The following is a 14,311-nucleotide window of genomic DNA, read 5'->3' as shown; positions in this document are numbered from 1 at the left end:
AACAAAATCGATGTGAATCCAGCAAAAAAATTTCATGGCGAAAGAAGTCGTCTTTTGCGCTTTCCCGGGGAATATTTAAGAGGAATATTTCCTCTTCAGACGGGCAATTCTCACGTGCAGATTTTCCATTTCTTTTTCTGATAAGGATGCCTCATCGGCAAGTAATTGTTCAGCTGTATGTAAAGCTTTCCCGAATTCCTTTTTCTTATGCTCAAAATATTTCGCAAGCTCTATCGCTGAAGTGTACCTGCATTTTTGGTGCTGAGAATGGGATAGTTTCTCCCAAAGCGGGATTGCATCTTCTAAGCGGTTTTGTTTTTTGTACAGCATTGATAAATCTAAAAGGGCTCTGTCTTTATTTTCAAATGACTTTTCTTTAAGTCTTTCAAGCTGATTGACTGCTTGGCCTGTTTCCTTATGGGCCATAAACCATTTCGCCATTGCGTAAGCTTCATCATGCTCTTTTGGCATATCAGTAGCGGAAAGAATTTTCTTTGACATATGAATGTACAGTGAAATTAACGACAGCACATCCATCTCATTATGGTGCAGCACACCCTTTAAAAGATCCGGTTCCTGTGCCTTAATAAAATGAAAGTACAGCATCGGCGCTAAATAGCCCGGGGTGTCTTCTTTTCTGCGTACGCCGAGCTCTTCTTTTTCAACTGAGCCAAGCGACACGCGTTCCATTTTGTGCTTCCACAAACGCCTTGCTCCATGCAAGAGGTCAAAATGCCCGAATTCCGGGAGCTTCGGAACTCTGTCACGAATCAGCGTATGCCTTGTTTTTACCTGCGGCCAATCAAAAGCTTTTCCGTTGTAGGTAACAAGCGATGTAATATCAACCTCGTTTAAAAAGCTCTGATACAAGGCGACTTCATTCCCCGGTTTAGGCAGAAGATGCTGTTTGATTACCACTCGATCTTTATATACCCTTGCATGGCCGAGCAAAAAAATCGTATTGCCGGCTCCGCCGCCAAGACCTGTTGTTTCTGTATCAAAGAAAAAGAGGCTGTTGTTTTCATATCCTTTTGCAGATAGTGTATGCGACAGGCTGCTTTTGTTCCATAACGCGATGACTTCATCAAGCTCGGAAAAACAGTAAAGTCCGTGCCGATGGGAGAGCGGATATTCTACTTCCCTGATCAGACAGTATTCATCCTCAAAGAAGAAAGGCTTCACTCCATAATCCTCCCACTCTTTAAGAAACGGTATATCAGAGCGAATGTCTGAGGTTCCATTCTCTTCTATCTTGTGTTCTGCTTCCTCCAGCACCATATGCTTTTTCATACGCTGGAGTTTTCCTTTTAACGACATGCCTAACCTCCTTTCCTTATGACATTTGGTCCAACAGCTGCAAAATTCGTTCCTTGGCTTTTATTCCTTCTATTTCAGTACCTATACAAGACGGACAGCCATCATGACAAGGACATTGTTTTATCAGCCGCTTAGCCGCTTCATTAATGTCAGCAAACCGTTTAAAGACTTCTTCTGCCAAGCCGATTCCGCCCGGATAATGGTCATACAAAAATACCGTTGGCAAACCGGTATGGGCAGCTTTGATTTGCGAAACGACATGGACATCATTTCGGTCACACATAATATACACAGGGACAATATGCTGCAATACATTCGATATGCCGAGAAGCAGCTGTTCGAGTGTCTTTTCTCCAATGTCTTCATCAATTGTTTTGATTTCAAACCAAGCCGCACTCGTGTGGAGTTCTTCTTCCGGTAAATGGATAGGGCCTGATCCGATATTTTCAAAAGTAGTCATCTTAATCTTTTTAAAAATAGTGGGCAATGCATTTACCGTAACATCGCCGTAATGTAGGGATGTACGGCTCCTCTCTTTTGTCTTGTCAATTTCCAGCACCTTCAGCTGGACTGCCAGATTGGCATCCGTGTAATATTCCACATCAACTCTTCTGACATAAGCCTTTTTATGATCCCAATCAAGCTTTTCCACTTGGAATTGCACGCCTTCATGCAAATAAATCGCTTCATCATGGAGAAGCGTCATCGCACTAAACCGATCCATTTCACCGATGATTCTCACATTCGCAATATCCGTTTGATCGACAATGACCACATTTTCTTGTGAAGCCGAACGCAGACTGATATTGGAAGCAGGAAACGATTCGTTTGCCCAATGATAACGTTCCCCATTGCGGTGCAGGACACCTTCTTCCTGAAGGTACTCGAGAATATCACTGACGTCCAGCGGCCCAAACTCTTCATCGGCTTTAAAAGGAAGTTCATAAGAAGCGCATTTTAAGTGATCAACTAAAATAATTAGATTCTCCGGGTTGATTCTTGCTGATTCCGGCGAACGGTCAAAAAAGTATTCAGGATGGCGCACAATATACTGGTCAATCGGCGTTGAATTAGCCACCATGACAATCAAGGACTCACCGTGTCTTCTGCCGGCTCTTCCCGCCTGCTGCCACGCACTTGCCACACTTCCGGGATAACCGGTCATGATACAGACCTGCAGCTGACCGATATCAACCCCGAGCTCCAGCGCATTTGTGCTGACAACCCCAAGAATTTCGCCATCTCGCAGTCCTCTTTCGATTTCTCTTCGTTCTTTCGGAAGATATCCTCCCCGGTAGCCTCTGATAGACTTTGCCCCGATCTCTTTTTTCACCAGTTCCTGAATATGGCTTAAAATAATTTCCACACGGACTCTGCTTCTGGCAAATACAATGGTCTGCACTTTGTTCTTCAGGAAGTCTTTCGCCAGCTCGTTTACTTCTACTGTTGCGCTTTTTCTGATGTTAAGCGGCTGATTAACAATTGGCGGATTATAAAATACAAAGTGCTTCCGTCCGCTTGGCGCACCGTTGTCATCAACCAGCCTCATTGAGTTTCCGGTCAGCTGCTCTCCCAATTCCTTCGGATTCGCGATCGTTGCCGAGGTACAAATAAAGATCGGGTCACTTCCATAAAACCGGCAGATCCGTTTCAGCCGGCGGATTACATTTGCCACATGGCTTCCGAATACACCGCGATACGTGTGCAGTTCGTCTATCACAATATATTTAAGGTTTTCAAACAGACTCACCCATTTTGTATGATGCGGAAGAATTGCCGAGTGAAGCATATCAGGGTTTGTAATCACAATGTGCCCTGCTTTTCTGACTTTTTGTCTGATCGCCGGAGATGTATCTCCGTCATATGTAAAACTTTTAATATCAATGCCCATCTCATCAATGATTTCATTGAGCTCACTTTTTTGATCCTGGGCCAGCGCTTTAGTAGGAAATAAATATAACGCCCGGTTTGTATCGTCCTCAGCGATAGATTGCAGGACAGGCAGGTTATAGCATAATGTTTTCCCGGATGCCGTAGGCGTTACAGTTACAATGCTTTCACCTTTTTGCACATATTGAAAAGCGGCATATTGGTGGGTATATAAGGCATCAATTCCTCTTTTGGAAAGGGCTGTTTTGAGTCTCTCATCTATACGTTCAGGCATCGGCCTTGTCCTTGCTTCACGAGGCTCAATTTCATGCCAGTTCACAACGTTTTCATTTCCTTTCAATTCAGAAATGAGTTCAGTCAGTGATTTCTTTTTCATTCTTTACACCTCTTTATCAAGTACAGTTTACCGAATATTTGTTTGCATGGCTAGGTGCAAATTTTATACAATCGGACAACAAAAAAGCAAGGCATCCGCCCTGCTTATTTCGCTCTTATCGTGAGCAGCTTTGTTTCGCCTTTTTGCGCAGCCTTTTCGCCTGCAGGCTCTATTGCTTCCACAGCTTCCCCATTCATAATGACGATTGGGATGACTGTGCTGCTCGCTTTTTCTTTTATTAACTCCAAATCACACGTGATGAGCGGGTCGCCGACCTTTACTTTGTCACCTTCTTTAATATGAGCGTTAAATCCTTCTCCATTCATATTTACGGTTTCTAATCCGACGTGAATTAACAGCTCGATTCCCGAACGTGTCCGGATGCCCACGGCGTGTTTTGTATGAAACAGCTGAATCACTTCACCTTCAGCAGGTGAAACAATCTCACCATTAGAGGGTTCAACTGCAATTCCTTCGCCCATCATTTTTTGTGAAAAAACAGGATCCGGCACATCTGTCAGATCCATTACCGTCCCGTCTGCCGGAGAATAGATGACCTCTTCCGCAATTTTTTCCTCTGATTTTCCCATTCCGAATAATTTTTTCAGCAATGTGTTATCTCCCTTCCAATTCATCAACCGTTATCCCTTCATTCACCACCTATTTAACCACACTTTCAATTTTGCTTCAATTTATAACAACATCCGGCACAAACGCATAGTCTGATAAAAAAAGGCGGTGGCTCATTTGGAACGTAAAGATGACAAAAAGAATGAATTGTCTAAGAAAGAAGAGATCATCAATCAAGCAATGGTCCATCTGTTTCAGTCTTCTGCATTAGGAAATCTTTTACATGGTTTTCAAAACTTGATCGACTCTAGTTTTAAAGATGTCCAGACAACGATAGACGTCAGAGAAAGTGATGACGGGCTGTATGCCGATATCACAATTCCGGCAACGTTTCGAGACGGTGATATTCTCATCGACATTAAGTCCCGGTACCTCCATGTAACGCTTCAGGAAAAACAGAAGGAGCAAAACACCTCCACATTAACAAGCATGACGAGAACCGTACAGCTGCCTTATGAGGTACAACAGGAAAAAATGGAAACGTCATGGAGTGAGCAGACAATGACGCTTTTCTTCCCAACAAATAAGCATGAATGATTTGATTCATTCATGCTTCTATTATTTAAAAAAGCTGGTAAATCCCTTTATTAATGAGCCGACTTGATTCATGGCACTCATGACTTGGCCTGTCGTATCCATCATTTTATTAAAGTCAAACTGCCCGTTCGCTTTTTTGAATTGTGACATAATACTTTGAACCTGTGAAGGCTGCTGCTGATTCGGTCTCGGAATAGGATAAGGATTAGGAAATACCGGCGGCTGTATAGGCATAGACTGAGGCGGAATATACGGCTGATAAAACTCCTGTTGTCCGTAATGCTGCGGAGCGTACTGTTCAGAATGAACAGGCGCATTCTGCTGATAATATCCCTGCACTTGCTGAGGATAATAATAACCCAATTGCCGAGGATCGTTTTGAGGTCTCCTTTTCATTGCGATTTCCCCCCCTAGACTCAACAGTTTCTCTCCTATATATGTATGAATCATTTCTTTTGTTTGTGTCTGATGCTATCAAGCGTGTTTGTCAAATTGTGTCGAAAGTTTAAATTTTTTAAAAACAGAAAAAAGTCGAATCATTATGATACCATATTTTCAATACAGATGAGAGGGGATGCACCATAATGAACGTACCATACTTAAGCAAACGTTTTGCAGAAATGAAGAAATATGAAACAGACTGTGTGAATAAACTGATGGACTTTGCCAAGTTCCTCTATATTCAAGGACACCTCAATGCAACTGAATTTCGTAACAGTATGAAGGTTCTGGAAGCAAATGGAGCAGAAAGCCCGGCATATGAGCTGAATTAACGTCCGGCCCCCTATAATAAAAATGAAGACAGCCTTTATTGGCTGTCTTCACTTGCAATTTCATCCCTCACTGTCTGCAATGTGTAAACGACTGATTCAGTGATGTCTTTGAATCGCTTTTTATGAATATGATGAACATATGACTGAAGAATCAATTCCAGGAAATTATCCTTTGCAGTCTCTATTTGCTCAGCATGCACGTATTTCGGGCGGCGTGCTTTTATAAATTCAAGCGCCCCTTCCGCCCAGTGAGCTGCCAGGGCATCATTCTCCTCCACAGCAGGCTTAATCGTCTCAAAAAAATCGTACGAATGGTTATTTTCTTTCCCTTCCTGATATCGTGCAGCACCTGTTTCAGCGGCTTCAATCATTTGCTCGGTAACTTTCAGCAATGTTTGTGATTGCAACATCCTTCACCTCAAAGCTTATCGTACCAAATTTTGCTCATAAATTCAGCCGATACGGTATACCTTGTCCACAGGATACCTCTCTTGAGGGGATCGGTATAGCTCGTTTATACATATATGAAGATCTATGATTTCTTCTTCCAGAACACTCAAACGTTCGTCCTCCGTTTCACGCATTTCAGCCTCGAATACATCTATAGAACGGCTAAGGCTCTGTTCAGCACAGTTTATTTCAGTTTCTATATCAGAAAGCATTCGGAGAATATCTGTCTTGCTTACGTAACCGGACATTTGTGTTCCTCCCTTTCCTCGTCTCTCCCGGTTAAGATTCTTTGCTCTTCAGTCTCTTTCCTTCCTCCTGACAAAACTAGAAGCAAATCGCCAAACAAACAGGTTTTCCACGGAAAGCTGAAGTTTTCGACAAAAACAACCGCAAAAATTGTATGATCCTCCCCCTTAATGCAAACGATACTTGTGAGGAGGTGCCGTATGAAAACCAGACCGAAAAAAGCCGGCCAGCAAAAAAAGACTGAATCAAAAGCAATCGATTCTTTAGATAAAAAACTAGGCGGCCCGAACCGTCCTTCTACGTAAGGAAGCAAGGAAATTCCTTGCTTCTTTTATTTCTTCAGCCAATGCTCCACCGCAAAGAGCGCATGCAGCTGACGTTTTTTGTTTACATACCAGTCGGTCAATTCTATCTGCCGAGGCAATGCCTCCCGCGCAAAGAGGCCTTTCTTTATCTTTCCATGAAACCAATCTGTTTTCTTTCCGTCTAATGAGTAAGTTAATTCAGGGTAGCATGTCCTTAGCATAGGGGATGTCCTTTTTGTGATTCCGATCATTTTTTCCATATCAAAACGGGAGCCTGTATGCGGTACTGTGTGCAAAAAGCCATAAAAAGAAGAAAACAGTTCCGGACTGAACAGCAATTGTGACAGCTGTTTTCCGAGCTTTATCCTTTCTTCGGTTTTAGAAAAACGCTTGACCGAAATACCGTAAAGAATGCCGTCTGAAGAAGGAAAAATAACGGTGTTGAAATGAAACCAGTCACTTAAATAAAAAGGAATCGTGCCAAAAACGTTCTTTTTGAACGAAGGATTTTGTATAATAGGTGTTTGGATAGTGTTTTGTTCATTTATAATGAGAGCATACATGAGCCGCTCCGTGTTTCGTTCATGCCAAAACCGGGTCCACTCTTCTGTCATAAATTGTGATACCCCAAACAATTGCAGATAGTTGAACAGGGGCTTCCCGATTTTTACAGACCAGTGGTACAAAAGAAGCTGCGGATAGGCATCTGAAAAGATGAGCCAATTCGCTCTCTCGTAGGCCAAAAAGAACCACCTTTGCTGTGACTCACGCAGACCGAGCTGAAACAGACTGCCCTTTAAATCAGTCATTGACCAGCCGGCATTGCGTGAAACGAAGGAAGCTAAGAGCGACCATTTAATCTCCGGATGACGGTCATAGAATGCTTTATAAGCATTCGTTCTTGAAATATTGTCGGCGTTTTTGACTGCCGTCTGCCGTTCAATCCGGCGAAGAAGCTTTCTGATGGCCTGTTGTTCTTTCACGTTCATTCACTTCCGTCACTAATAGTTTAATAAGGAGGATGAGAAAGTGATTCGGTATCCTAACGGAAAAACGTTTCAGCCGAAACATCCGGTTTCATCCCAAAACAGTCATAAAAGAGCGCCATCTTACAGTAATCGCGGAATGACCCTCGAAGATGACTTAAACGAAACGAATAAGTATTATCTGACAAACCAAATTGCCGTGATACACAAAAAGCCGACACCTGTTCAAATTGTAAATGTCCATTATCCAAAAAGAAGCGCTGCAGTCATAAAAGAAGCCTATTTTAAACAATCATCGACAACAGATTATAACGGAATTTATAAAGGGCGGTACATTGACTTTGAGGCGAAAGAGACAAAAAACAAAACCTCTTTCCCCCTGCAGAATTTCCATGACCATCAAATTGAGCATATGAAGCAGGTAACGGCTCAAGACGGTATTTGTTTTGTTATTATATCCGCTTTCGGCCAGGTTTATTTTTTAGAAGCCGATAGGCTGTTTTATTTCTGGGAAAGAAAAGAGAAAAACGGCAGAAAATCAATTCGAAAAGATGAGTTAGAGGAAGCAGCTTATCCGATTTCACTTGGATACGCGCCAAGAATTGATTATATTAGTATTATTGAGCAGCTTTATTTTTCGCCATCATCTAGTGCGAAAGGTTGATTAACGAAAGGTTGAGATGTTATGTCAGATCAATTTACGAGTCGTGAAGCTCGACGTAAAGCGAACAGCAAGTCGAGCCCTTCACCGAAAAAAGGCAAGAAACGAAAAAAAGGCGGTTTGTTTAAAAAGACCCTTTTCACTTTACTCATTCTATTTGTTTTAGGCGTAGTCGGCGGTGCAGTTACATTTGCCGTCATGATTTCAGATGCGCCAAAACTTGACGAAAACAAATTGAAGACACCTTATTCATCGACAATTTATGATAAAAATGGAAAAGAAATCGCTGAATACGGTTCCGAAAAGCGGTCCTACGTCTCGATAGATGAAATTCCCGATGTTGTAAAAGAAGCCTTTATCGCGACAGAGGACGCCCGTTTTTATGAGCACCACGGGATTGACCCTGTCCGTATCGGAGGTGCCTTAGTCGCCAACTTTACAGACGGCTTCGGGGCTGAAGGCGGAAGTACGATCACACAGCAGGTCGTCAAGAACTCCCTTCTTTCTCATCAGAAGACGCTGAAACGGAAGGTCCAAGAAGTTTGGCTATCGATTCAGCTTGAACGCAATTACTCTAAAGATGAAATTTTAGAAATGTATTTAAACCGGATTTATTTTTCTCCTAGAGCATACGGAATCGGAAAAGCGGCGGAAGAATTTTTCGGCGTCACAGATTTAAGCAAATTGACTGTGGAACAAGCTGCGACACTTGCGGGTATGCCGCAAAGCCCGACAGCGTACAATCCCGTTAAAAACCCGGATAAAGCGGAAAAAAGACGGAACATCGTACTCAGTCTCATGAAAAAGCAAGGATTTATTTCTGATTCTCAATATAACAAAGCGAAAAAAGTGGCAGTGAAAGATGAAGGCGTTGTATCACAGAAAGAATATGAAAAAACAAATTCAAATAAATACAGCGCGTTTGTTGAAGAAGTCATGAAAGAAATTGAAGAAAAATCTGATGTCAATCCAGGTACTGACGGATTAAAGATTTATACAACATTAGATACAAAAGCACAAGACAAACTAGATGAATTGATGGACGGAGACACTGTCGGATTTACTGAAGGCATGCAGGGCGGTGTTTCGCTTCTCGATACAAAAACCGGAGAAGTCCGCGCGATTGGTGCGGGAAGAAATTCTACGGTTGGTGGCTACAATTACGCGACCCAAGCTCAGCGACAGCCTGGGTCTACCATTAAGCCTATTCTCGACTACGGTCCAGTTATTGAAAATAAAAAATGGTCCACATACGAACAAATTGATGACTCAGCTTACACGTATTCTGATGGAACACCGATCCGAGACTTTGACCGCTCATATAAAGGACCAATGTCTATGCGTGAAGCACTGGCACAATCTCGTAATATCCCAGCTTTAAAAGCATTCCAAGCAGTCGGAAAAGACACTGCAGTGGATTTTGCTAACGGATTAGGACTCGGTTTAAATAAGGAAAAAGTGTATGAATCGTATTCTATCGGAGGATTCGGAGATGACAACCCGGGTGTCTCTTCTCTGACAATGGCAGGAGCATACAGCGCATTTGGAAATAACGGAACGTATAATGAACCGCATTTTGTGAAGTCTATTGAATTTAACGATGGAACAAAGCTTGATTTAACACCGAAATCTAAGTCAGCAATGAGCGATTATACAGCCTTTATGATTACAGATATGCTGAAAACAGCTGTTAAGACAGGTACCGGACAGCTTGCACAAGTACCCGGTGTGGAAGTAGCAGGAAAAACAGGGACGACCAACTTCGAAGAAAGTGAAATCCAAAGGTACAATATCGCAAGCGACGGTGCCCGAGATTCTTGGTTTGTCGGCTACACACCGCAATATACAGCAGCCGTCTGGACGGGTATGGGAGAAAACGAAGCTGGAAAGAAATCTCTTTCAACTGAAGAGCAAAAAGTTGCAAAACGCATCTTCGCCCAGCTCATTGCCGATGTCGATGACGGAAGCGGATCATTTGAGAAACCTGATAGCGTAGTGGAAGCGACTGTGGAAAAAGGCTCTAATCCGGCAAAACTGGCAGGGCCGAATACGCCAAGCGATAAAAAGGTCACAGAGTACTTTGTAAAAGGTACATCCCCTTCTACTGTTTCTAAAACATATGAGAAAGAAGAAAAAGAGGAAACAGCAAAACTGTCTGGTTTAAGTGTGAAATATGATAAAGATAATCAATCATTGACATTAAGCTGGAAGTACGACGGAGATGCGACCTTTGCTGTTAAGCAATCTGTTGATGGCGGCAGCTACTCTGAAGTTCAAAACAGCTCTGCAAAAGAAGCAGTCATTTCGGGCGTGCAGCCAGGCTCTGTATACAAATTCGAAGTGACAGCCGTCAGTGATGATGGCGAAAGTTCAGCGTCGACATCCTATGAAGTGCCAAAAGCCGAAGAGGATGAAGAGAAAGAAGACCAGCAGCAAACGGATGATGAAAATCAAGATGATGAGAAGACTCAGGATGACACACAAACTGATGATTCTCAAACAGATGACAGTCAGACAGATCAAGATCAGACAGATGATTCAACAAACGATCAAGACAAAAAACAAGACAACACGAACACCAATCCGTCCGACAACAGCAACCAAGACCAATCTAACGATAACAGCAACAATAACAACGGCCGCAAAGAAGAGGACGCGTCAGATGGTGACTCAACGGATGATTCATCAGGAACTAATACAGATAAAAACAAAACAAATACATCTGGTAATACACAAACGAATTCATCATCAACTGAAAAAACGAATTAAAGACAAAGCCATCACCCTTTAAAAGGTGGTGGCTTTTTTCTGCACAAAAAAACCTCCTTTTTAGGGGAGGTTTTATCGTTTCATCGCGTGATGCTTATAGAAATGCTTCTTCATTTCTGTAAAAAGTTCATCTAGCTGGATAAAGCAATGATACTGGGTCGGCTTCAGCAAAATGAACTCCACTCGCTCAGCCCAATTAATCGGCTTAGCCGGAAAAGATTTCTTTGTCAGTTCTGACCAATTCAGCGATATCACCCGCTCACCCGCTGTCCAATGAAATGAAGCCAGTAAACATACAATACCTTTAAGCATGTCGTTTTGGTCGCATCTGGACTTTCTTGTTTGAAATACAGGGAGAAGTGATTCTTTTGTTTCTTCCCACACTTGAAATAGATACGGAACGTACTTGCCGCTGTTTTCCCATGGCAATATGTCTTGCGTGGTCTCGCAGAAGTCAAAATACAAAGGATTAATCCTTAATGGTTCCTTGATATCAGAGGAGTCAATGTGCCCTAGACTGCGCAAATATTGCTCATAAGAAGCTAACAATTCATTCGCTGCCGTCATCGTTTCACCAGCCCTTTTTTATCTCTCTTCTGCCCTTCTCTGCACAGAGAAAGCAATGGACATTCCGCACAGCGAGGCGATTGTGCCTTACAGTGGTATCTTCCGAAGAATATGAGACGATGATGGGTAACGGACCAATCTTCTTTAGGAACCTTGCGCATCAGTGTCTTTTCGACTTCCAGCACCGAATCCTTCCATCGGCAGATTCCCAGACGCTTGCTGACCCTCTCGACGTGTGTATCCACTGCAATGGCCGGTACGCCAAAGGCAACAGATACGACAACATTGGCGGTCTTCCGGCCAACTCCTGGGAGTTTCACAAGCTCATCACGGTCCTTTGGTACTTCTCCGCCATAATCTTCAATAATCATTTTACTCAGTTTTTGAATATTTTTTGCTTTATTACGGTACAGACCGATTGATTTGATATCCTGCTGAAGCTCTTCCAGAGAAACAAATAAATAGTCTTCCGGCCGTTTATATTTTTGAAATAATGTTTTGGTCACCCTGTTTACAAGTGCGTCTGTACATTGCGCAGATAATGCGACTGCCACCACTAATTCAAAGGGATTGGAATGAACAAGTTCACACTCCGCGTGGGGAAACATGTCGCCTATCTTCTCTAAACAGAATTCAATTTGTTTTAGATTTAACACGATTGTCACCTTTTCACTTTATTGTTCAAGCCAATTGTAAAAAGGAACCTGCCTCTTATACTCTTTTTGCGGTTCATTCTGTTTTGTTTGAACACGCCGGAATTTTTGGCTGTGGATTTTGGCCTGTTCCACTGTTTTCAGCCCGTTTTTCTTCCATTCAAACAAAATCCGGTCAATGTAGCGGAAGCTGAGTTTTCCTGATAATACAGCCTCTTTTAAAGCGTGTTTAATCAGCTGTGCATCATGCTGATCCTGATCCTGCCAAATGGCCAGCGTTTCACACTCTAAAGGAGATAACGGTCTTGCAAACTCTTCTTCAAAAATCGTATAAAGGCTTTTTTGTTCCCCTTCTGCTTTTCTTTCTTGTGTTTGATTCTGTGCAAGCTCTATATACTCATAGAGCTTGCCCCATAAAGGCTGGAGTGAATATTTCTCAAACTTGATGCCGTTTTGGTCTTCGCCTTCCTCAATAAACAGAAATCCCTTTTGAATAAACATACGCAATCTGTTTGTGCATTCTTCAACAGAAATCGTCATGCCTTCCTGCAGTTCATGCGGTGTAGGAAAATAAGATCCCTTTTCTAAATGCATTTTGATTTTCAACAGCAGAATCAGTTCTGTTTCATTAAGTCCAAGCAGTTTATAATGGGTCAGCAAAAGATTGGGGATCGTCGACATCCCCATCTCCTGCATATCAATAAATTGCTGTTTTTTCATCGTTACACCTCTTACTGTAAAGGATAGTGTTTTCCCCTTTACTGTAAAAAGTCTCCCTTGCAGGAGACTCTTTTTTCTTGTTTCATTTAAATGTATTACGGATACAGACGGTTCAACAGTCTTGGGAACGGAATTGTTTCACGTACGTGAGGCGCTCCGCTGATCCAAGCTACTGTACGCTCTAATCCAAGGCCGAATCCGGAATGTGGAACTGATCCATATTTTCTAAGTTCAGCATACCATTTATATGCGTCAGAATCCAGTCCATGTTCTTTAAGGCGCGCTTCCAAAAGTTCCATGTCGTGAACCCGTTCAGAACCGCCGATGATTTCTCCGTAGCCTTCAGGCGCGATTAGATCTGCGCAAAGCACTACATCTTCGCGGTCAGATGCCGGCTGCATATAGAACGGTTTTAAGGACGTCGGATAGCGAGTGATGAAAACCGGCTTGTCATAGTGCTCGGCAATCGCCGTTTCATGAGGTGCTCCGAAGTCGTCTCCCCACTCGATATCGTCAAAGCCTTTTTCTTTCAGAAAATCAACCGCTTCGTCATACGTAATTCTTGGGAACGGCGCTTTGATTTGCTCAAGTTTTGACGTGTCTCTTCCTAGTGTGTTTAATTCAATTTTGCAGTTCTTAAGAACTGATTGCACGATGAAAGAAACGTAATTTTCCTGTACCTGAAGGTTTTCTTCAAATTCTACAAACGCCATTTCCGGTTCGATCATCCAGAATTCGATCAAGTGGCGCTTTGTTTTAGACTTTTCTGCTCTGAACGTCGGCCCGAAGGAGAATACTTTTCCTAATGCCATTGCCGCAGCTTCCATGTACAGCTGTCCGCTTTGAGAAAGGTAAGCATCTTCATCGAAGTATTTTGTCGCAAAGAGCTCAGTTGTTCCTTCAGGCGCACTTCCAGTCAGAATCGGCGGATCCACTTTTACGAAGCCTTCGTTATTAAAGAATTCGTAAGTTGCGCGAATGATTTCATTACGGATTTTCATGATCGCATGCTGGCGCTTTGAACGAAGCCATAAGTGTCTGTGATCCATCAAAAATTCCGTACCGTGTTCCTTTGGCGTAATTGGATAATCAGTCGCTTCGTGAATGACTTCAATATCTGTCACAGCTAATTCATAACCAAGCGGAGAACGCTCGTCCTCTTTGACAATTCCTTTTATATAGAGTGACGTTTCCTGCGTCACAGATTTAGCCGTTTGGAAAATGCTTTCTTCAACCTCCGCTTTTACAACGACACCTTGAATAAAACCTGTACCGTCTCTCAGCTGTAAAAACGCGATTTTCCCGCTTGAACGCTTATTAGCGATCCAAGCTCCGATCGTTACTTCCTCACCTACGTGCTTGTACACTTGGTTGATTGTTGTTTTCAAAATATTTCCCTCCAAAACAAGAAGACATTCGGAAGCTTTTGCC

At 42.7% G+C, this 14,311-nt stretch carries 16 protein-coding genes; 5 read left to right on the top strand and 11 right to left on the bottom strand.

The annotated features are described in order from the left end of the window. Nucleotides 1-75: 75 nt before the first annotated feature. The 3 genes from M1D69_RS09745 to M1D69_RS09735 all read right to left on the bottom strand — a co-directional run bounded on the left by M1D69_RS09745 (nt 76) and on the right by M1D69_RS09735 (nt 4,194). The gene (locus M1D69_RS09745; RefSeq protein ID WP_458103888.1) at nt 76-1,317 is read right to left on the bottom strand and encodes a ribonuclease H-like domain-containing protein; all 1,242 of its coding nucleotides are present in this window, start codon (nt 1,315-1,317) and stop codon (nt 76-78) included. Nucleotides 1,318-1,333: 16 nt separating this feature from the next. After that, nucleotides 1,334-3,583 (bottom strand): ATP-dependent helicase MrfA, encoded by a 2,250-nt coding sequence (mrfA, locus tag M1D69_RS09740; RefSeq protein ID WP_458103889.1) that lies wholly within the window; start codon nt 3,581-3,583, stop codon nt 1,334-1,336. 104 nt (nt 3,584-3,687) lie between these two features. Then, entirely contained in the window at nt 3,688-4,194 is a 507-nt protein-coding gene (locus tag M1D69_RS09735; RefSeq protein ID WP_458103890.1) for a PTS sugar transporter subunit IIA, read from the bottom strand. Nucleotides 4,195-4,330: 136 nt separating this feature from the next. Here M1D69_RS09735 and M1D69_RS09730 point away from each other — a divergent pair, with 136 nt between their 5' ends. After that, the gene (locus tag M1D69_RS09730) at nt 4,331-4,750 is read left to right on the top strand and encodes an Hsp20/alpha crystallin family protein (protein ID WP_458103891.1); all 420 of its coding nucleotides are present in this window, start codon (nt 4,331-4,333) and stop codon (nt 4,748-4,750) included. Nucleotides 4,751-4,771: 21 nt separating this feature from the next. Here the strand turns inward: M1D69_RS09730 and M1D69_RS09725 are convergent, their stop codons facing one another. Next, nucleotides 4,772-5,146 carry a YppG family protein gene (locus tag M1D69_RS09725; protein ID WP_458103892.1) on the bottom strand — a complete coding sequence of 125 codons (375 nt, stop codon included), beginning with the start codon at nt 5,144-5,146 and terminating at the stop codon, nt 4,772-4,774. A 188-nt stretch (nt 5,147-5,334) separates the two neighbouring features. On the opposite strand from M1D69_RS09725, the gene M1D69_RS09720 reads away from it, so the two are divergent. Then, the gene (locus M1D69_RS09720; RefSeq protein ID WP_044155293.1) at nt 5,335-5,523 is read left to right on the top strand and encodes a YppF family protein; all 189 of its coding nucleotides are present in this window, start codon (nt 5,335-5,337) and stop codon (nt 5,521-5,523) included. Between the two features lie 35 nt (nt 5,524-5,558). Here M1D69_RS09720 and M1D69_RS09715 read toward each other — a convergent pair whose 3' ends face one another. Together M1D69_RS09715 and M1D69_RS09710 are read right to left on the bottom strand one after the other, a co-directional pair. Then, complete coding sequence (locus tag M1D69_RS09715; protein ID WP_458106173.1) at nt 5,559-5,930, bottom strand: YppE family protein; 372 nt, start codon at nt 5,928-5,930, stop codon at nt 5,559-5,561. Between the two features lie 45 nt (nt 5,931-5,975). Then, a complete protein-coding gene (locus M1D69_RS09710) occupies nt 5,976-6,221 on the bottom strand; it encodes a DUF5446 family protein (protein WP_458103893.1) in 246 nt (81 codons plus the stop codon). Nucleotides 6,222-6,419: 198 nt separating this feature from the next. Here M1D69_RS09710 and sspM point away from each other — a divergent pair, with 198 nt between their 5' ends. Next, the gene (gene sspM / locus M1D69_RS09705; RefSeq protein ID WP_003225606.1) at nt 6,420-6,524 is read left to right on the top strand and encodes an acid-soluble spore protein SspM; all 105 of its coding nucleotides are present in this window, start codon (nt 6,420-6,422) and stop codon (nt 6,522-6,524) included. A gap of 26 nt (nt 6,525-6,550) precedes the next feature. Here sspM and M1D69_RS09700 read toward each other — a convergent pair whose 3' ends face one another. Beyond that, nucleotides 6,551-7,513 carry a DUF2515 domain-containing protein gene (locus tag M1D69_RS09700; protein WP_458103894.1) on the bottom strand — a complete coding sequence of 321 codons (963 nt, stop codon included), beginning with the start codon at nt 7,511-7,513 and terminating at the stop codon, nt 6,551-6,553. A gap of 40 nt (nt 7,514-7,553) precedes the next feature. On the opposite strand from M1D69_RS09700, the gene recU reads away from it, so the two are divergent. Next, the gene (gene recU / locus M1D69_RS09695; protein WP_044155259.1) at nt 7,554-8,174 is read left to right on the top strand and encodes a Holliday junction resolvase RecU; all 621 of its coding nucleotides are present in this window, start codon (nt 7,554-7,556) and stop codon (nt 8,172-8,174) included. A 21-nt stretch (nt 8,175-8,195) separates the two neighbouring features. Then, entirely contained in the window at nt 8,196-10,940 is a 2,745-nt protein-coding gene (locus tag M1D69_RS09690; RefSeq protein ID WP_458103895.1) for a PBP1A family penicillin-binding protein, read from the top strand. 72 nt (nt 10,941-11,012) lie between these two features. Here the strand turns inward: M1D69_RS09690 and M1D69_RS09685 are convergent, their stop codons facing one another. The 4 genes from M1D69_RS09685 to asnS all read right to left on the bottom strand — a co-directional run bounded on the left by M1D69_RS09685 (nt 11,013) and on the right by asnS (nt 14,268). Beyond that, nucleotides 11,013-11,507 carry a YpoC family protein gene (locus M1D69_RS09685; RefSeq protein ID WP_458103896.1) on the bottom strand — a complete coding sequence of 165 codons (495 nt, stop codon included), beginning with the start codon at nt 11,505-11,507 and terminating at the stop codon, nt 11,013-11,015. Beyond that, complete coding sequence (nth, locus tag M1D69_RS09680; protein WP_458103897.1) at nt 11,504-12,163, bottom strand: endonuclease III; 660 nt, start codon at nt 12,161-12,163, stop codon at nt 11,504-11,506. The genes M1D69_RS09685 and nth overlap by 4 nt, the downstream gene beginning before the upstream one ends. An 18-nt stretch (nt 12,164-12,181) precedes the next feature. After that, nucleotides 12,182-12,880, bottom strand: a complete 699-nt coding sequence (gene dnaD / locus M1D69_RS09675) for a DNA replication protein DnaD (RefSeq protein ID WP_458103898.1) — start codon at nt 12,878-12,880, stop codon at nt 12,182-12,184. A 95-nt stretch (nt 12,881-12,975) separates the two neighbouring features. Continuing rightward, nucleotides 12,976-14,268 (bottom strand): asparagine--tRNA ligase, encoded by a 1,293-nt coding sequence (asnS, locus tag M1D69_RS09670; protein ID WP_458103899.1) that lies wholly within the window; start codon nt 14,266-14,268, stop codon nt 12,976-12,978. Between the last annotated feature and the right edge of the window lie 43 nt (nt 14,269-14,311).

This window comes from Bacillus sp. PK3-037 (assembly GCF_054161355.1).
Note: the sequence above shows the minus strand (reverse complement) of the source record. Positions and strands in the feature narration are given on the sequence as shown.